Annotated in this window: 17 protein-coding genes; 7 read left to right on the forward strand and 10 right to left on the reverse strand. The window is 66.5% G+C overall.

The window, feature by feature from the left end; genetic code table 11:
* The 6 genes from H681_RS18315 to H681_RS18335 form a co-directional block, all read right to left on the reverse strand.
* Positions 1-210 (reverse strand): DUF1656 domain-containing protein, encoded by a 210-nt coding sequence (locus tag H681_RS18315; protein WP_015478368.1) that lies wholly within the window; start codon positions 208-210, stop codon positions 1-3.
* Positions 197-2,185, reverse strand: coding sequence for an FUSC family protein (locus H681_RS18320; RefSeq protein ID WP_015478369.1), 1,989 nt, complete (start codon positions 2,183-2,185; stop codon positions 197-199). Before H681_RS18320 ends, H681_RS18315 begins: the two co-directional genes overlap by 14 nt.
* Before the next feature lie 181 nt (positions 2,186-2,366).
* Positions 2,367-2,477, reverse strand: a complete 111-nt coding sequence (ccoM, locus tag H681_RS27140; protein ID WP_015478370.1) for a cytochrome c oxidase subunit CcoM — start codon at positions 2,475-2,477, stop codon at positions 2,367-2,369.
* Between the two features lie 216 nt (positions 2,478-2,693).
* Positions 2,694-2,855, reverse strand: a complete 162-nt coding sequence (locus H681_RS26710) for a hypothetical protein (protein ID WP_015478371.1) — start codon at positions 2,853-2,855, stop codon at positions 2,694-2,696.
* Positions 2,852-3,451, reverse strand: coding sequence for an alpha-ketoglutarate-dependent dioxygenase AlkB family protein (locus H681_RS18330; protein WP_015478372.1), 600 nt, complete (start codon positions 3,449-3,451; stop codon positions 2,852-2,854). The genes H681_RS26710 and H681_RS18330 overlap by 4 nt, the downstream gene beginning before the upstream one ends.
* A gap of 51 nt (positions 3,452-3,502) precedes the next feature.
* Positions 3,503-3,805, reverse strand: a complete 303-nt coding sequence (locus H681_RS18335; RefSeq protein ID WP_015478373.1) for a hypothetical protein — start codon at positions 3,803-3,805, stop codon at positions 3,503-3,505.
* 224 nt (positions 3,806-4,029) lie between these two features.
* Between H681_RS18335 and rapA the strand changes: the two genes are divergently transcribed.
* A complete protein-coding gene (gene rapA / locus H681_RS18340; protein WP_177324588.1) occupies positions 4,030-6,882 on the forward strand; it encodes an RNA polymerase-associated protein RapA in 2,853 nt (950 codons plus the stop codon).
* Positions 6,883-7,165: 283 nt separating this feature from the next.
* Positions 7,166-7,618 (forward strand): universal stress protein, encoded by a 453-nt coding sequence (locus H681_RS18345; RefSeq protein WP_015478375.1) that lies wholly within the window; start codon positions 7,166-7,168, stop codon positions 7,616-7,618.
* A gap of 70 nt (positions 7,619-7,688) precedes the next feature.
* Here H681_RS18345 and H681_RS18350 read toward each other — a convergent pair whose 3' ends face one another.
* Entirely contained in the window at positions 7,689-9,347 is a 1,659-nt protein-coding gene (locus H681_RS18350; RefSeq protein ID WP_015478376.1) for a phosphoethanolamine transferase, read from the reverse strand.
* Positions 9,348-9,648: 301 nt separating this feature from the next.
* Here H681_RS18350 and H681_RS18355 point away from each other — a divergent pair, with 301 nt between their 5' ends.
* A complete protein-coding gene (locus H681_RS18355) occupies positions 9,649-11,811 on the forward strand; it encodes a putative bifunctional diguanylate cyclase/phosphodiesterase (protein ID WP_015478377.1) in 2,163 nt (720 codons plus the stop codon).
* Between the two features lies 1 nt (position 11,812).
* Here H681_RS18355 and H681_RS18360 read toward each other — a convergent pair whose 3' ends face one another.
* Complete coding sequence (locus tag H681_RS18360; RefSeq protein WP_015478378.1) at positions 11,813-12,604, reverse strand: hydroxypyruvate isomerase family protein; 792 nt, start codon at positions 12,602-12,604, stop codon at positions 11,813-11,815.
* Positions 12,601-13,500 carry an NAD(P)-dependent oxidoreductase gene (locus H681_RS18365; RefSeq protein WP_015478379.1) on the reverse strand — a complete coding sequence of 300 codons (900 nt, stop codon included), beginning with the start codon at positions 13,498-13,500 and terminating at the stop codon, positions 12,601-12,603. Before H681_RS18365 ends, H681_RS18360 begins: the two co-directional genes overlap by 4 nt.
* Positions 13,501-13,669: 169 nt before the next feature.
* Between H681_RS18365 and H681_RS18370 the strand changes: the two genes are divergently transcribed.
* From H681_RS18370 to phnE, 4 genes are read left to right on the forward strand one after another with little or no spacing between them, the layout of a single operon-like run.
* Complete coding sequence (locus tag H681_RS18370) at positions 13,670-14,527, forward strand: putative selenate ABC transporter substrate-binding protein (protein WP_015478380.1); 858 nt, start codon at positions 13,670-13,672, stop codon at positions 14,525-14,527.
* Positions 14,524-15,330 (forward strand): phosphonate ABC transporter ATP-binding protein, encoded by an 807-nt coding sequence (locus H681_RS18375; RefSeq protein ID WP_015478381.1) that lies wholly within the window; start codon positions 14,524-14,526, stop codon positions 15,328-15,330. The genes H681_RS18370 and H681_RS18375 overlap by 4 nt, the downstream gene beginning before the upstream one ends.
* The gene (locus H681_RS18380; protein WP_015478382.1) at positions 15,324-16,166 is read left to right on the forward strand and encodes a PhnE/PtxC family ABC transporter permease; all 843 of its coding nucleotides are present in this window, start codon (positions 15,324-15,326) and stop codon (positions 16,164-16,166) included. Before H681_RS18375 ends, H681_RS18380 begins: the two co-directional genes overlap by 7 nt.
* Positions 16,163-16,933: a phosphonate ABC transporter, permease protein PhnE gene (phnE, locus tag H681_RS18385; protein ID WP_015478383.1), complete on the forward strand. Its 771-nt coding sequence runs from the start codon at positions 16,163-16,165 to the stop codon at positions 16,931-16,933. Before H681_RS18380 ends, phnE begins: the two co-directional genes overlap by 4 nt.
* Before the next feature lie 260 nt (positions 16,934-17,193).
* Here the strand turns inward: phnE and H681_RS18390 are convergent, their stop codons facing one another.
* Complete coding sequence (locus tag H681_RS18390; protein ID WP_015478384.1) at positions 17,194-17,565, reverse strand: DUF5064 family protein; 372 nt, start codon at positions 17,563-17,565, stop codon at positions 17,194-17,196.
* Positions 17,566-17,585 lie beyond the last annotated feature (20 nt).

The raw sequence follows: 17,585 nt of genomic DNA on the forward strand, positions 1-17,585 counted from the left end.
TCAAGGGATCCCACTCAGCGCCCAGGTGACGCCGCAGAGAATCAACACGAACAACGAGCAATCGAACAACGCTTCGTGCCAGATCCAGCGGCCGAAGGGCGTAGCCTGCAGCAGCAGGCGCAGTACCACGGTCAGGCCCAGGGCCAGCACGGCGTAGATGAACAGCGGGCTGAGGTAGACACCGCCCCAGCCGACCTCATGCAGGCCCATGCGATTCCTCCAGTCGACACCACTGCCGCCAAGTGTGGCGCAATTGCGCCAGGGCGGCGCGGGCCAGGCGATTGGGTTCGCTGTCGCCCTGGCGATCACGCGCCAGGGCCTGTTCCAGCGGTTCGCAGAGCGATTCCAGGCGCTGCTCGCGGCCGATGCCCGGCCCTTGCTCCAGCACGCTGGCAAGCGCGCCGAGGAACTGGTCGCGCGACTTGCGCAGCACACCCTGGGCGCCATTGAGACAGGCGCGCATGTGGATCAGCTCGTTGCCCAGGTCCAGCGCCAGCAGGCCGTCCTGCCAGCGCCGCTGCCCGGCTTTCGGCAGCAGGGTGTAGTGCCGCGCGAGGCGAATCAGGCGGTCGGCCATGCGGCCACCGAACCAGTTCTCCGCCTCCGCGATCGGCCGCCGGGTCAGCCGCCCGAGATCGACACAGGTGGCCTGGATCAGGCGGCGGTTCAGCCAGTCCGCCGGCAGGGTCAACAGGCGGAACACCACGACCGCGAAGCCCACGCCGATGACGATGCCCTGTGCGGAATTGAGCAGGCTGGCCAGGTCGTACTTCATCACATTGCTCGGCGCCACCAGGGTGATGAAGTGGATCGAGAACGACGTGGCGATGCCGGCCAATGCCGGCGTGGCCATGCCCAGCAAGGCGAAGAACAGCGGCACGCCCAGGGCCATGCAGAGCAAGGGGAAGCCATTCCATTGCGGCAGCAGCCACTGGGTGACCACCGCGGCGGCGGGTATCGCATAGAGAATGCCGCGCAGGAAGCCCAGGCCAATGGCAACGGCGTTGTCGCGGTTGGCGAACAGGCTGCAGATCACCGCCGCCAGCAGCATTCCACCGGTGGCGGCGGGCCATGCGGTGGCCATCCAGAAGGCCGACATGCCGAGCAGCGCCAGGGCACTGCGCAATCCGTAGAACAGCGCCATCAGCCCATCGCGGTGCCAGGACAGCGTACCGGTCGTTCGCTCATCCACCGCGCCCGAAGCAACCGAGCGCATGGTGTGCTCGGCGTCCACGGCCTTGCGCAGCAACAGGGCACAGCGGGTCAGGCAGTAGCGCAGGTCATTGGACCGGGTGTCGTCGGTGCCCGCCTGCTCCAGCCGCGCGCCCAGCATCTTCATCGGCTCGACCTGCGGGTCCTGCAACAGCGCTTGCAGTTCATCGATCCAGGGTTGCAGCCGCGCCTTGTCGCCCTCGTCCAGCACGCTGCGCTGGCGGGCCACGCCACGTGCAGTGCGCAACAGGCTGAGCAGATCGCGGGACAGGATGCGCAGCGCCCGCGACCGCATGCGCCCGCGATACCCCTCGAACCAGGCGTGGTCGCGCTGCACGTCCACCTCGACGATCTTGCCCAGCGCCTGCAGCAGGCCCCTGATTTCCCGCGCATCGGCGTCGATTTCGCTGCGTGCGGCCTGCATCCCGGCAAGCCAGGTGGCCCGCGCCTGCTTGTCCAGGTTGGCCTCGACCCGGCGCGGCCAGAGGATGGCGCTGACCGCCGAGGCGCAGAGGATGCCCAGGCAGATTTCTGTGGAACGCGCCACGGCCTGGTCGAACACCCCCAGCGGATGGCTGATCGCCGGCAGGCCGATGATCGCCACCGTATAGCCCGAGAGCACGAAGGCGTAGGACATGTGGTTGCGCAGGGTCGTCGAAGCGGCGGTACACAGGCCGAGCCACACCGATACGGCCAGCAGGAACAGCCAGGGGGTCTGGGCGAACAAGGCCATGATGACCACCGACATGGCGGTGCCGGCCAGGGTGCCGATCAGGCGGAACAGCCCCTTGGCCACCACCATGCCCGACAACGGCTGGGACACGATGAACACCGTCATCAGCGCCCACTGTGGCTGCTCGAGGTCGAAACGGAAGGCGCACCAGAGCGCCAGGCCACCAGCCAGGAGGGTCTTGATCGCGAACGTCAGCGCCAGCGTATCCGGCGCGAGGAATGCCTGTAGCGTAGGTCGCACGCAGTCTCTCGAAAGGCTTCGGATCTATCGCTTAAAGATAGCCCGCAACGGGAATGGCACTATCGTTGCCCGGATATTATTAGCAAGCTAACAATATGTCATTCCGACTTTCGCGCAGGCAAAAAAAAACGGGCGACCTAAGTCGCCCGAAGTGCCTTGCGTGCTCTGTGTATCTGGAAGGTCAACCGCGCTTGTGCGAGTCCTTCCAGATGAAATATCCGACCCCGCCGAAGAACAGAACCATGAGTCCTACGGTAACGATGCCTGCGAGAACCACTTCGTCGATGAACATGATGCTGGCCTCCTATTTGCCTACATCGTCTGGGGATGTGTGCAGATTACCGGCGGCCGGACAGGGCAAATTGACCTGGATCAATGGTCGACAAGGCGCTTTCCGGCGAGGGCCGGAGCACTGACGCAGGTCAACTTAGCGAAAGGGGTAGGTGCGGCGGGAAGCCGCGTGGGACGGTGTTTCTGACGAAAAAGGGGTGGGTAGGGGCAGGAAAAATCAGCGTTTCTTCGGCTTGCTCTTGCCCTTCTTGCGCGCCTTGCTCAGCGGCAGCGCGTTCTCGAAGGCCTTGCGCACGTCCTGCAAACGCTTTTCGTGCACGTCGTGGATGCGCTTGTCGCGCTCGGAGGCGAAGTCGATCAGTTTTTCGTCATTGCTCATGGCAGGGCATGCACCAGGCGGAAAGTCAGATTCAGGCGCGGCGCGACCGCATGGCGCGTCTTGGCGACCTGATGTTGCCAATAATGCTGCGTCGCGCCGGACATGACCAGCAGCGAACCGCCGGACAGCTCGATGGAATGTTCGATTGTGTGTCGCCCCTTGCGCCGCAGGTCGAAGCGCCGCGCGCCACCGAGATTCAATGACGCCACCACCGGGTTGCGGCCCAGTGCCGGTTCGTCGTCGCTGTGCCAGCCCATCGAATCCTGGCCGTCGCGGTAGTAGTTGAGCAGCACGCCGTTGAAGCGCTGCCCGGCCGCCTCTTCCACCCGTGCGCGGATCTCCGTCAGCAGCGGCGTCCAGGGTAGCGGCACGTGGGTCAGGCCGGAGTAGGCATAGAAAGCCTCGGGATCGCCGTACCAGTTGACCAGCCGCGGCACCGGGTAGTCGCGCCCGTGCAGGCGCACGCATGGCTGCTCCCAGGGCGTCTCGGCGACCAGTTGTTCGAACCACTGAGCAGCACGCCGCGGCGGGCACCAGTCGGACAGCAGGCGCAACTCGGCATCGGGCAAGTGAATGGGGGCATCGTCGAACAGCATGCGGGACTCGGCGTGATCGGGAACTCGTCCAGCTTACTCCGGGCCGCGGCGTCAGACCTCGATATCGATCCACAGGCCCTTGCGCGGAGCATCCCGCACTTCGCCCAGCTCCTCGACCTGCTCCAACTCTTCCAGCGCCTCGCCCTCCGGCGTGCCATCGCTGGGCTGGCGGCGTTTGCGGCGGCGCTGGTACTCCTCTTCCAGCACCTCTTCGTCGGGACGACGCTCCAGGCCCACGCCGGCGTTGCCCGCGCTGGGGGCAGGCGGGCTCACCGGGGCGACATCCGGTCGCGGCCTGGGCACGTCCTGCTGGGCGGTGACCGGTGCCAGACTGTGGGGAATGGGCGGCAGCATGCGGAAAAGTCCCGTCGGAGGTCCTCTGGTCAGGCTATCGGCGGCTCCGCTACAGACTTGAGCCCGGCTCGCTACACTTTCGTACATTTGCGGCAAGTCCAGCGGGAGCCCCCGACGCCCAGCGCCTCCCTCCCGGCAGGCCCGACCTTTCGGACGACCGGAACCGTCTTCGGCCATCGCTGAATGCCGCACGTTCCGGTACCATAGCCGGCTTTTTTTGGGAGGTGATCATGGCGCAGTATCAACCCGGTCAACGCTGGATCAGCGACAGTGAAGCGGAACTCGGGCTGGGGACCATCCTGGCGCTGGACGGCCGCCTGCTCACGGTGCTCTATCCCGCCACCGGTGATACCCGCCAGTACGCCGAGCGCAACGCGCCGCTGACCCGCGTGCGCTTCGCCCCGGGCGACGAGATCACCCATTTCGAAGGCTGGAAGATGACCGTCCGCGAAGTGGACGAGGTCGACGGCCTGCTGATCTACCACGGCATCACCGCACAGAACGACCAGCACACCGTGCCGGAGACCCAGCTGTCGAACTTCATCCAGTTCCGCCTGGCCAGCGATCGGCTGTTCGCCGGGCAGATCGACCCGATGTCCTGGTTCGGCCTGCGCTACCACACCCTGGAACACCGCACCCGCCTGCTGCAATCCTCCCTCTGGGGCCTGGGCGGCGCCCGCGCGCAACCCATCGCCCACCAGTTGCACATCGCCCGCGAAGTCGCCGACCGCATGGCGCCGCGCGTCCTGCTGGCCGACGAAGTGGGCCTGGGCAAGACCATCGAAGCGGGCCTGGTGATCCACCGCCAACTGCTCTCCGGCCGCGCCAGCCGCGTGCTGATCCTCGTGCCGGAAAACCTGCAGCACCAGTGGCTGGTGGAAATGCGCCGGCGCTTCAACCTGGAAGTCGCCCTGTTCGACCGCGAACGTTTCGTCGAGAGCGATGCCAGCAATCCCTTCGAAGACACCCAGTTGGCCCTGGTGGCGCTGGAGTGGCTGCGCGAGGACGAGCGTGCGCAGGACGCCCTGTTCGCCGCCGGCTGGGACCTGCTGGTCGTGGACGAAGCCCACCACCTGGTCTGGCACCCGGAGCAGGCCAGCCGCGAATACCAGTTGGTCGAACAACTGTCGCAGGTCATCCCCGGCGTACTGCTGCTCACCGCGACCCCGGAACAGCTGGGCCTGGACAGCCACTTCGCCCGTCTGCGCCTGCTCGACCCGGACCGTTTCCACGACCTGGAAGCCTTCCGCGCCGAAAGCGGCCAGTACCGTCCGGTCGCCGAGGCCGTGCAGGAGCTGATCGACCACGGCCGCCTCTCCCCCACCGCCCGCGAGGCCATCCACGGCTTCCTCGGCAGCGCCGGCGACGAACTGCTGGCCAGCGTCGAGAGCGGCAACGAAGACGCCCGTGCCCGCCTGGTCCGTGAGCTGCTCGACCGCCACGGTACCGGCCGCGTGCTGTTCCGCAACACTCGCGCCGCCGTGCAGGGCTTCCCGGAGCGTCAGTTGCACCCCTACGTGCTGGCCAACCCGATCGAGTACATGGAACTGCCCATCGGCGAGCACCCGGATCTGTACCCGGAAGTCAGCTTCCAGGCCCAGGTCGAGGACGCCGACGAGAACGCCCGCTGGTGGCGCTTCGACCCGCGCGTCGAGTGGCTGATCGACACCCTGAAGATGCTCAAGCAGTACAAGGTGCTGGTGATCTGCGCCCACGCCGAGACCGCACTGGACCTGGAAGACGCTCTGCGTCTGAAGTCCGGCATCCCGGCCACCGTGTTCCACGAAGGCATGAGCATCCTCGAACGCGACCGCGCCGCCGCCTACTTCGCCGACGAAGAGTTCGGCGCCCAGGTGCTGATCTGCTCGGAAATCGGCAGCGAAGGCCGCAACTTCCAGTTCGCCCATCACCTGGTGCTGTTCGACCTGCCGGCCCACCCGGACCAGTTGGAACAGCGTATCGGCCGTCTTGACCGCATCGGCCAGAAGCACACCATCCAGATCCACGTCCCGCACCTGGAAAACAGCCCGCAGGAACGCCTGTTCCAGTGGTACCACCAGGCGCTGAACGCGTTCCTCAACACCTGCCCTACCGGCAACGCCCTGCAGCACCGCTTCGGCCCGCGCCTGGTGGAACTGCTGGACGGCGGCGACGACGACGCCTTCGCTGCCCTGCTGGCCGAAGGCATCGCCGCCCGCGAGGCGCTGGAAGCCGAGATGCACAGCGGCCGCGACCGCCTGCTGGAGCTGAACTCCGGCGGCGCCGGCGAAGGCGAGGCGCTGGTGGAAGCGATCGATGAGCAGGACGACCAGTTCGCCCTGCCGATCTACATGGAGAAGCTGTTCGATACCTACGGCATCCACAGCGAGGACCATTCCGAGAACGCGCTGATCCTGCGTCCGAGCGAGAAGATGCTGGACGCCAGCTTCCCGCTGGGCGACGACGAAGGCGTCACCATCACCTACGACCGCGTCCAGGCGCTGGCCCGCGAAGACATGCAGTTCCTCACCTGGGAGCACCCGATGGTGCAGGGCGGCATGGACCTGGTGCTGTCCGGCTCGCTGGGCAACACCTCGGTGGCGCTGATCAAGAACAAGGCACTCAAGCCCGGCACCGTGCTGCTGGAGCTGCTGTTCGTCAGCGAAGCCGTGGCGCCGCGCAAACTCCAGCTCGGCCGCTTCCTGCCGCCGGTGGCGCTGCGCTGCCTGATGGACGCCAACGGCAACGACCTGTCCGCCCGCGTGTCCTTCGAAACCCTCAACGACCAGTTGGAAAGCGTGCCGCGCGCCAGCGCCAACAAGTTCGTGCAGGCCCAGCGCGACGTGCTGGCCAAGCAGTTCGCCGTGGCCGAAACCAAGATCGCACCGCGCCACGCCGAGCGCGTGGAACAGGCCCGCCAGCAGTTGACCGCCACCCTGGACGAGGAACTGGCCCGTCTGACCGCGCTCAAGGCCGTCAACCCCAGCGTGCGCGACAGCGAACTGGAAGCCCTGCGCAAGCAGCGCGACGACAGCCTGTCGATGCTGGATAAAGCCTCGCTGCGCCTGGAGGCGATCCGCGTTCTGGTGGCTGGCTGATCCGGATACCGAGCAACGCGCAATGAAGAAGCCGCCACGGGGTGACCTGTGGCGGTTTTTCATGGGGCGGGCTTTGTTCGCGAGCAAGCTCGCTCCTACGAAACGCAGGCACGCCCGCAACCTGTATGCTCGCGAACCCGCCCTGGCAACGTTCCGTCCACGGTTACACCGCTCTATTCCCGGCATTTTCAGACATACCGACTACCATTGACGCTGCGCAAGGGAATCTCGCCCTCGGAGGGATAGAGTTTTCTTACCAAGCCCACTGATTGAGGAACACATCATGTACGAGCGCATTCTGGTCGCGGTGGACGGCAGTCCGGTTTCCGACCGTGCCCTGGTGGAAGCAGCCAAGCTGGCCAAGCTGAGCGGCGGCGAGCTGCGTGTCATCACCATCGTCGACAGCCCGTTGCGGCACCTGCCCGACTACGCCGTGTACTACAACCCCGAGCCGCTGCGCGAAGCCGCGCTGAAGGCTGCCGATGACATCCTGGCCAAGGCCAGGGAGCATGTCGCCGATTTCCCGGTCAAGGCCGTGTTCGAGCGGGTCTGCCAGGAGCGCGCCAGCGAGGAGATCGCCGAACGCATCGAGATCGAGGCCGAAGCCTCGAAAGCCGATGTGATCGTCATGGGCACCCACGGCCGCCGTGGCGTACGCCGCCTGATGCTGGGCAGCGTGGCCGAAGGCCTGATCCGCGTCAGCAACCGCCCGGTGCTGCTGGTACGCGACAAGTAATTCCAGAACCGGAAAACACAAAGGCCCTGCGGCAGACGCCGCAGGGCCTTCTTTTTGCCGCTGTTCCCGTTTACTGGGAGACGGTCATGTTGCGTCGGCAGGAATGGAAGATGTCCAGGTCCGGCTGGTAGAGGCTGGTACGCACCTCATAGAGTCCGAGCACCGAGTGGAACAGGTTGTCATGGCTCAACTCATCGGCCTTGGCCTTGGTCTCCAGGCAGCCGCGATCGATACCCAGATCGCCCAGCGCGCCAGCGCCGAACCACATCACCATCGGCACATGGGTTTGCGCCTTCGGGGCGATGGCGTAGGGCGCGGCGTGCAGGTAGACGCCATTTTCACCCAGCGACTCGCCGTGGTCGGAGACATAGAGCATTGAGGTGTCGAAGCGGCCTTCGTTGCGCTTGAGCAACTCCACCACCTTGGACAGGAAGAAGTCGGTGTAGAGGATGGTGTTGTCGTAGACGTTCACCAGTTCCTCGCTGCTGCAACTGCCCAGCTGGTTGGTGCGGCATACCGGCTTGAAGCGTTCCAGGGTCTTCGGATAGCGCTCGTAGTACTCCGGGCCGTGGCTGCCGTCAGCGTGCAGGACGATGATCGCGTTGCCCTTCAAGCCGTCGATATAGGCTTGCAGATCCTGCAGCAAGGCTTCGTCCAGGCAGTTCTTGCCATCGCAGAACGGACCGGCCTGGGTCTTGGGAATGTCGCGGTTCGGCACGCGCAGGCAGGTGCCCTTGCAGTCGCTGTTGTTGTCCAGCCAGAGCACGGACACCCCCACGCGCTGCAGAACGTCGAGCAGCCCCTGGTAGGTCTTGCCCTTCTTGTCGCTGTAGTCCTCGCGGGGGAACTTGGAGAACATGCAGGGCACCGACACGGCAGTGGAGGTGCCGCAGGAGCTGACGTTGGCGAAGTTGATGATGTCCAGCTTCGCCAGTTCCGGGTTGGTGTCGCGGGCGTAGCCGTTGAGGGAGAAATGATCGGCGCGAGCGGTTTCACCGACCACGAAGACCATCAGCGACTTCTTGCCGTCGGCGCGCACGCGCTGGGTCAGTACGGCATCCTCGCCGATCGGCTGCACCACCAGGTTTTCCTTGATGCCCAGGCGCTGCTTGGTGTACTTGCCCACTGCATAGATGTAGTTGGTCGGATTGATGAAGTGGGTCAGCTTGTCTTCCTGGCGGAACACCGGCGCGTAGGTGGAATAGAAGCTGCCCACCGAAACCGCCACCACCGCCAGGCACCCGGCGATCACCAGGACCTTGTTCAGCAGTCCGCGGAAGAACGGGCGATAGCTCACCGGGGTCAGCCAGATGATCGCCGCCGGCAGTACGCCCAGCACCAGCAGGTAACCCACCATCCGCGCACTGAACAGCGCTGCGGCTTCGCCGGGATTGGTCTCGAACACGTTCTGCACCATCACCGTGTCGATGACCACGCCGTAGGCGTTCATGAAGTAGGCCGCGCCCGCGGAAACCAGTGCCACCAACGTGAGCGCCGGCTTGAGCAGCGGCCGGAACGACACCAGCGTCAGCAGCAGGGTGAAGGCCGCCCAGAGGAAGAAGGCGAAGGAAAGAAAGAACGCAGCGCCCTTGATGCCTTCCAGCGGCACCAGGTTGTTCAGCGCCTTCCAGGTCGCGACGTTGTAGAACAACACCAGGGCCAGGGAAAACAGCATGACCAGCCGCGTCGAACTGATCTGCGGGAAGAGGCGGCGCTTGCCCTCGGCCATCGAGTGCACTCCTTGAGCGTCAATAATCGGGTTGGAAACGTCAACGGCCGAGCCTCCCGGCCGGCGGCGATACTCTAGCCGGAAGTTAGTCAAAAAAATGTCAATTTGGCGATTCCATCCCTGCCCGGAAGAAAGAGATGAGACGCCATCGCCAACGGGCTCGACCGTACGTCGGCGACAGCCCTCCGCCCCGTCGGAAAGGCCATCCACGCCTTGCAGGGCGATGGTCGCCTCCTAGACTGACATCAAAGTGATATCGAACCGTGCCCCGACCACGTCCCGACATCAGGAGCTCCCGGCTATGGAATGGCAGAAGGACGCCGTACCCGACGCGGTGCTGCTGGAGTGCACACACAATTCCGGCCTGGTGCTGCTTTCCATCCTGATCGCCTGCGTCGCCAGTTTCGTCGCCTTGAGCATCGCCAGCCGGATGATCCGTACGCCCCGCCACGCCCACCGCTGGCAGTGGGTGGGCGGTATTTGCCTGGGTAGCGGCATCTGGTCGATGCATTTCGTCGCCATGCTCGCCTTCCGCCCGGCGGTGCCGGTGCACTTCAGCGGCGGGCTGACCCTCCTCTCGCTGTTCATCGCCATCGGCACCTCGGTGGTCGCGATGCGCCTGCTCGTCCAGGCCGGGCTCAGCCCCCTGCAACACCTGCTGGCCGCCTGCTGCATCGGCGCGAGCATCGCCGGCATGCACTACACCGGAATGGCCGCCATCCAGGCGCCACCGGCGCAGCATTACGACCCGCCCCTGGTGGCGCTGTCGGTCCTGCTGGCGATCCTGGTGGCCTATGCCGCCCTGGTGCTGACGCCCGTCCTCAACCGGCAGCCTGCGCAGCGCCAATGGATCTACCAGGTCGCCGCCAGCCTGTTGCTCGGCAGCGCCATCGCCGGCATGCACTTCACCGGTATGGCGGCGCTGACCCTGACGCTACCCAGCTGGGTGGTGCCGGGCGAAGACCCCACCCAAGGCAACGCCATCCAGCTCGGCCTGATGGTCGGCCTGCTGGCGCTGGCGGTGGTGCTCGCCGGGCTCTGGGCCGCCTGGATCGAGGAAAGCCTGGAGAGCAAGGAAAGCGAACTGCACCGGGTCAATGCCCTGCTCAGCCAGCTCGACCACGCCAATGCCTCGCTGCAGCAACTCGCGCGCTTCGACGGACTCACCGGCCTGCACAACCGCGCGGCGCTGAACGAGGAGTTCGCCCTGCGCCTGGAGCGCAACCGCAAGCAGGGCCAGGGCATGGCGGTGATCCTGCTGGACCTGGACCACTTCAAGCGGGTCAACGACTCCCTCGGCCACGCCGCCGGCGACGAACTGCTGTGCATCGTCTCCGGGCGCATCCGCAGCGCCTTGCGCGGCTCCGACCTGCTGGCCCGGTTCGGCGGCGACGAGTTCTGCATCCTCGCCGACCTGGGCGAGGACCACGAAGCGCGCATTCTCGCCCAACGCCTGATGCAGCGCATGAAGGAGCCGATCACCACCGCCGGGCGCAGCCTGGTGATGACCCTGAGCGTCGGCATCAGCCTGTTTCCCAACGACGGCGAACAGGCCGAGGAACTGCTCAAGCACGCCGACCTCGCCCTTTATCAATCCAAGGGCAACGGACGCAACGTCACCCACTTCTTCAGCCCGCACCTGAAGACCAAGGCCACCCAGGAGCTGCAGCTGGAAGAGGAACTGCGCAAGGCGCTGTGGGACGACGAACTGGTGCTCTATTACCAGCCGATCCTGCGCCTCGACCACGGCGGGGTGGAACAGGTGGAAGCCCTGGTGCGCTGGAAGCACCCGACCCACGGCCTGCTGGCGCCGGACCGCTTCATCAACCTGGCCGTGGCCAACGGCCTGATCGGCGCGCTGGACGCCTGGGTCCTGCGCCATGCCTGCAAGGACCTGCGCCGCCTGCACGACCTGGGATTTGCCGACCTGCGGGTGGCGGTGAACTGCTGCGCCAGCAACCTGGGCCGCGACAGCCTGGTGGAAGAAGTGCAGCGCACCCTGGACGACGCCGGACTGCCCGCCCGTTACCTGGAGCTGGAAGTCACCGAAAACGCGGTGATGGCCAACATCGACCAGGCCATCCCGTTGCTCAGTCGCCTGCGTGAACTGGGCGTTAGCCTGTCGATCGACGACTTCGGCACCGGCTATTCGTCACTGTCGTACCTGCGCCGGCTGCCACTGGATGCGCTGAAGGTGGACCGTTCCTTCATCTGCGACGTGCCACAATCCCTGCGTGACAGCGAGATCGCCCAGGCAATCGTCGCCATGGCGCAGAAGCTGCACTTGAAGGTGATCGCCGAAGGCGTCGAGCACCCGCAGCAGTTGGCCTTCCTGCGCGACAACCACTGCGAGCTGGCGCAGGGCTACCTGTTCAGCCGACCGCTGCCCTTCTCCGCGCTGGTGGAGTTTCTCGACGCCTACCACGAGGGCAGCGATTCGGCCCTGCTACGCAACCAGGCCTGAATCAGAAGTCAAACTGGCCTGCACGCCAGCGCGGCAGCCAGCGCAACGAGTCGGCGGTGGTGCCGGTGGGGCGGTACTCGGCGCCCAGCCAGCCGTCGTAGCCGACATCGTCGAGCACCTGCAGCGGTACCTCGAACTCCATCTCGCCGGAGCCCGGCTCGCCGCGCTCGGGGTAGTCGGCGAACTGCACGTGGCCGATCTGGCCCATCAGCGCATAGATGCAATCCACCAGTTCCAGGCCCATGCGCGCCATGTGGTAGAGGTCCAGCTGCGCGCGCAGGTTTTCCCGCGCCACGCGCTCGAGCATGTCCTGCAGATGCTCGGGGGTGTTGAGCAGGAAATCCTTCATGTCGTGGCAGTTGATGGCCTCCATCAGCACGTCGGTGCCGCTGCCGGCGAAGGCATCGCAGGTCGCGCGCAGACGCTCCGCCAGGGTCTGCAGGGCGACCTCGCGGTCCAGCCCCTCGACCAGCCGCCCGGCCAGCACGTTCACATGCTGCGGCTTGACGATACGCGCGTAGGCCAGCGCCTGGGCCAGCGCCGCATCGAACTCTGCCGCGCGCTCCGCTACCGCCGCCAGGCCCGGGCCGCCCTGCATCAGGTCGCCGGCCGGCAGGTTGATCAGTACCAGCGGCAGGCCGGCGTCATCCAGCGCCGCCTTCAACTGCTCGGCCGGGACGTCGTAGGGGAACTGGATCTCCACGCCCTCGAAACCGGCCTTGGCGGCGGCATCGATGCGCTGCAGCAGCGGGACTTCGGTGAACAGCAGGGACAGGTTGGCGCAGAGTTTCATGTGTGGGATTCCTTCGACTGACGGTATTGCTCGACCAGGGTAGCCGGGTCGCGTTCGAGATTGCCCTGGCTGCCGTGCAGGCGCATCAGCTGCGCGGCAAGGCCGCTCATGGGCGTGGCCGAGCCTTCCTCGCGGGACAGCCTGACGGCGGTATCCAGGTCCTTGAGCAGCGTGCGCACGTGCCACTTCACCGGTTCGAAGCGGCTCTCGGCCATCTGCGGGGCGAGGATCTGCAGGGGCCTGGAATCGGCGAAGCCACCGGCCAGCGCCGGGGCGATCAGGCTCGCGTCGACGCCGGACTTCTCCGCCAGCGCCACCACCTCGGCGATCACCAGCGCGTTGCAGGCGACGATCATCTGGTTGCACACCTTGGTCACCTGCCCTGCGCCGACATCGCCCATGCGCGTCAGGCGCTGGCCCAGATTGGCCAGGATCGGCCGCACGCGTTCGATGTCCTCGACCCGACCGCCGGCCATGATCGCCAGGGTGCCGGCTTCCGCGCCCGGCGTGCCGCCCGAGACCGGCGCGTCGACCCAGCGCATGCCAGTGCGCGCTTCCAGTTCCACCGCCATTTCGCGGGTGGCGGCCGGCTCCAGGCTGGAGAAGTCCACCAGAACCTGCCCGGCACGGGCGCTCTCGACGATGCCGCCGGCGCCGAATACCACCTCGCGCACGGCGGCGGTGTCGGCCAGGCACAGCATCACCACTTCGGCCTCGGCACACAGCTGCGCCGGCGTCTCCACGGCCCTGGCGCCCTCCCCGGCGAGCAGCTCGCGCTTGCCGGCGGAACGGTTCCACACGGTCAGCGGAAAACCGGCGGCGAGCAGCCGGCGGGACATGGGCACGCCCATCAGGCCGAGGCCGGCGAAGGCAATGGAAGGCAAGGCAGCAGACATGGGTCACTCCTGTCAGGCAAAATAGCGGGCACGGGGGCGGCCATCTTAACCCCCGCGAGGCCCGAGGCCGAGCCTGCCGGCAGTGCGTGTACCCAAGGTCGGGGAATACGCGGGCAGACCGCCACTAAACTTCCCAGGCTTTTTCCGCTATTGAACCGGAGACTGCTCCATGCTGAAACGCACCCTGGCGCTCGCCGCCTGCTTTGCGCTGTCCTTTGCTGCGTCCGTTACCCATGCCGAAGCCCTGAAGGAACTCAAGGTCTCGGCCATCCCCGATGAAGCCCCCACCGAACTGCTGCGCAAGTTCAAGCCGCTGGGCGCCTACCTGGAAGAACAGCTGGGCATGCCGGTGAAGTTCATCCCGGTGTCCGACTATGCCGGCGTGGTCGAGGCCCTGGCTTCCGATCGCCTGGACATGGCCTGGCTGGGCGGCTTCACCTTCGTCCAGGCGCGCCTGAAGACCGGCAACGCCATCCCGCTGGTACAGCGCGAGCAGGACCAGCAGTTCACCAGCAAATTCATCACCGCCGATGCGAACGTGAAGTCGATCCAGGACCTCAAGGGCAAGACCTTCGCCTTCGGCTCCGTGTCGTCCACCTCCGGCAGCCTGATGCCGCGCTACTTCATGCAGAAGGACGGCGTGGTGCCCGAGCAGTTCTTCTCCCGCGTGGCCTATTCCGGCGCCCACGACGCCACCGTCGCCTGGGTCCAGGCCGGCAAGGTCGACGCCGGCGTGCTGAACGCCTCCGTGTGGCAAAAACTGGTCGACGCCGGCAAGGTCGACACCAACAAGGTGAAGGTCTTCGCCACCACCCCGACCTACTACGACTACAACTGGACCGTACGCGGCAACCTCGATCCGGCCCTGGCCGAGAAAATCAAGAAGGCCTTCCTCGCCCTCGACCCGAGCAAGCCGCGCGACAAGGAAATCCTCGACCTGCAGGCGGCCAGCCGCTTCATCGAGACCCAGCCCGAGAACTACCAGGGCATCGAGGAGTCGGCGCGCGCCGCAGGCCTCCTGAAGTGACCCTGGAACTGACCGGCGTGGAGCACGTCCACGCCAATGGCCAGCGTTCGCTCGCCGGCATCGACCTCACGGTCGGAGCCGGCGAGCGGGTGGCGATCATCGGCCCCTCGGGCGCCGGCAAGACCACCCTGCTGCGTATCCTGGCCACCGCCCTGAAACCCTCGGCGGGCCGCTTCGAACTGCTCGGTGCCCAACCCTGGGCGCTGGGCGACGCCGCACGCCAGCGCCTGCGCGCGCGCATTGCGCTGGTACACCAGGCGCCGCCGCTGCCGCCGCGCCAGCGGGTGGTCACCGCCGTGCTCGCCGGCCGCCTCGGCCAGTGGTCGCTGGGCAAGAGCCTGGCCAGCCTGCTTTACCCGCTCGACAGCACCGGCGCCCGCGCCGAACTGCAACGCCTGGACCTGGGCGACAAGCTGTTCGAACGCTGCGACCAGCTTTCCGGCGGCCAGTTGCAACGCGTCGGCATCGCCCGTGCGCTGTACCAGCAGGCCGAAGTGCTGCTGGCGGACGAACCCGTCTCGGCGATGGACCCGGTGCTCGCCGGCCATACCCTGGAAGTGCTCAGCCGCGAAGCGCAGAACCGTGGCGTGACGCTGCTGGCCAGCCTGCACGCGGTGGACCTGGCGCTGGAGCACTTCCCGCGCATCGTCGGCATCCGCGACGGCCGCATCGCCTTCGACAAGCCGGCGGAACGGGTCACCCCGGACGACCTGCGGGCGCTCTACGCCAACGAGCAACTGGGACGGCAGGACAGCGCCTCGCCGGTGGGCAAGCCGATGGTGGTGCAGATTCCGCGATGCTGAAGTCTGCGCTTTCGAAGAGCCCGCCCCGCGACCCCGCCGCGCTGCCGCGCCTGCTGCTCACGCTGCTCGCCGTGGCCCTGCTATGGCCGGGCCTGCGCCTGTCCGAGCTGGACATCACCGGTCTGTTCAGCGGCGACAACGCGCGGACCATGGTCAATTTCCTCGGCGGCTTCTGGCCGCCGGCCCATGATGGCGAATTTCTCGGCCTGCTCGGCCGTGCCACGCTGGAAACCCTGGCCATCGCCACCGCCGGGATGGCGCTGGCCTGGCTGATCGCATTCCCCGCCTCGCTGCTGGCCACCCGTGCGCTGTCGATCTCCGCCCTGTCCCGCGGCGGCCTGCCCGCCTGGTGGGCACGCGCGTTGCGCTGGCCGGTGCGTGGCCTGCTGATCCTGCTGCGCAGCGTGCCGGAAATCGTCTGGGCACTATTGTTCGTCCGCGCCGTGGGCCTGGGTCCCACCGCCGGCGTGCTGGCCATCGCCATCACCTACGGCGGCATGCTCGGCAAGGTCTATGCGGAAATCTTCGAATCGGTGGACCCGCGCCCGACCCGAGCCGTGCTGCTGGGTGGCGGCTCGCGCCTGCAAGCCTTCGCCTATGGCGTACTGCCCTCGGCGGCGCCGGAACTGATTTCCTACACCGTCTACCGCTGGGAATGCGCGATCCGCGCCTCGGTGGTGATGGGCTTCGTCGGCGCCGGCGGCCTCGGCCAGCAGATCGACCTGTCGCTGCGCATGTTCGCCGGCGGCGAGGTGGCGAGCATCCTGCTGACCTTCCTGTTGCTGGTGCTCGGCGCCGACCTGCTCAGCCGCTTCCTGCGCGGGAGGCTCGAATGAGCGGATTGCTGCGCAGCCTCGCCTGGCTGCTCGCCGTACTGATCGCGGTGGCGGCGTCGTTCGCCTATCTGGACATGGACACCGGCGGGCTGTTCAGTGCACGCGGGGCCGGCCAGATGCTCGATTACGCCGGGGACTTCCTCTCCCCGGACCTGTCCGCCGCGCACCTCGTGGCCGTCGGCCGCGGCGCCCTGGAAACCCTGGCCATGTCGGCCATCGGCACGCTGCTGGCGGTGCTGATCGGCCTGCTGGTCGCCCTGCCCGCCGCCGGCCGCTTCGGGCGCGTGGCCCAGAGTCTGGCGCGGCTGCTGCTCAACGCCCTGCGCGCGGTACCGGAGTTGGTCTGGGGCGCACTGATGGTGCTGGCCGCCGGACTGGGGCCGAACGCCGGCACCCTGGCCCTGGCGCTGCACACCGGCGGCGTGCTCGGCCGGCTGTTCGCCGAGGCGCTGGAGAATACGCCGAGCGCGCCGGCCGAGGCCGTGCGTCTGGCCGGCGGCGGACGCATCGCCGCCTTCGCCTATGGCACCCTGCCCGGCGTCTGGCCACAGCTGGTGGCCTATACGCTGTATCGCTGGGAGAACAATATCCGCATGGCCAGCGTGCTCGGTTTCGTCGGCGCCGGCGGACTGGGACAGATGCTCTACTTCAGCCTCAGCCTGTTCCAGCAGGCCCAGGCGGCAACGGTGATTCTCGCCATGCTGGTGCTGGTGCTGGGCGTCGATACGCTGAGCGCCTGGGCGCGGCAGCGCTGGGTGACCCATTGAGTCGGCATGCGGGTCCTGGATTTTGCGGGGGCGGACTCCGTTCGCGACTGGCCTCGTGCGGTTCGCGAGCAAGCTCGCTGCTACAAGTTCACGCCGATGCGCTCTTCGTAGGAGCGAGCTTGCTCGCGAACCCGCCCAGCGCCGGCCTTGCCGGCTGATCGCGGACGGAATCCGCTCCTACGAAACACGCCGAAGCCCAGCGTAACAGCACGCAACAAAAAGCCCGGCGCATGGCCGGGCTTTATGGATTCCAAGGAGTATCAATCCTCTTCGCCGTGTCGAATCACGTCATTGAGGTCCACTGGGTCGCCATAGTGCGTGCCGAGTTTCTGACGGATGTCCTCGAACATCGCGTCGTATTCCTTGTGATTGCGCACCACGGCGCCAAAGCGCGGATGCAGGCCGTGCTTCTGCGCGATACGGGTCGCATCGCTGGCGAAGTTGAAGGCCTGCTCCTTGGGCATGTCCCACTCTTCGCTGAAGGCATTGCGGTCGATTTCGCCTTTCATGGTGAAGTGCACGTAGATGCCCTTCGCCGCATCCTTGCGAACTTCGTAGTGGATGTGAGCGTCAATTTCCTGCTGGTCCAGCCCCGGCATGGCCTGGAGGTGCAGATGGCCCGGTTCGAACATGGCGAATCTCCTTCGATGGA

Source organism: Pseudomonas sp. ATCC 13867 (genome assembly GCF_000349845.1).
In the GTDB taxonomy this organism is placed as follows: Bacteria; Pseudomonadota; Gammaproteobacteria; order Pseudomonadales; family Pseudomonadaceae; genus Pseudomonas.